The organism is Effusibacillus consociatus (genome assembly GCF_042652925.1).
Classification (GTDB): Bacteria; Bacillota; Bacilli; order Tumebacillales; family Effusibacillaceae; genus Effusibacillus; species Effusibacillus consociatus.
In genome coordinates this window covers 1-855 of sequence record NZ_JBHSHC010000148.1, presented here as the reverse complement: position 1 = coordinate 855, position 855 = coordinate 1, and the positions used below count along the sequence as shown (strand labels likewise).

The window sequence follows — 855 nt, the reverse complement described above, 5'->3', positions numbered from 1 at the left end:
TTTCAGTTCCCCTGGTCTGCCTCCTCACTGCCTATGGATTCAGCAGTGGGTACTGGACCATTACGTCCAGCGGGTTCCCCCATTCGGATATCCCCGGATCAAAGCCTGCTTACGGCTCCCCGAGGCGTTTCGGCGTTCGCTCCGTCCTTCTTCGGCACCTGGCGCCCAGGCATCCTCCGTGCGCCCTTTGTAGCTTAATCTGTTACCTACAAAAGGTGTATTCCCGGTTGATTCCCAGCTGAATTGCATGTGCTGCGCTCACACCCGAAGGTGTGAATTGCAGTTACCTCGCAATTTCATTTCTCATATTCGCTATCCAGTTTTCAAAGAGCAAGGAAGATTATCTTATCACGCTGCAAACGCAGTCGCAACAATCAAATCTTAACGTTTGAAGAAACTCTTTCCTTAACAAAGGACATCGTTCCTTCAAAACCAAATCGTGCAGAGAGCTTCTAACCTCGGAATCAAGGTTCTCATAAATGTCGCTATTGCGACTCCTTAGAAAGGAGGTGATCCAGCCGCACCTTCCGATACGGCTACCTTGTTACGACTTCACCCCAATCATCGATCCTACCTTCGGCGGCTAGCTCCATAAGGTTACCTCACCGACTTCGGGTGTTACCAACTCTCGTGGTGTGACGGGCGGTGTGTACAAGGCCCGGGAACGTATTCACCGCGGCATGCTGATCCGCGATTACTAGCAATTCCGGCTTCATGCAGGCGAGTTGCAGCCTGCAATCCGAACTACGAACGGCTTTAAGGGTTTCGCTCCACCTCGCGGTTTTGCATCCCTCTGTACCGCCCATTGTAGCACGTGTGTAGCCCAAGACATAAGGGGCATGATGATTTGACGTC

2 rRNA genes are annotated in these 855 nt (G+C 51.8%); both read right to left on the bottom strand.

The annotated features are described in order from the left end of the window. Positions 1-200 (bottom strand): 23S ribosomal RNA (locus ACFO8Q_RS21280); the annotation flags it as partial. A 302-nt stretch (positions 201-502) separates the two neighbouring features. Then, a 16S ribosomal RNA gene (locus ACFO8Q_RS21275) occupies positions 503-855 on the bottom strand; the annotation flags it as partial.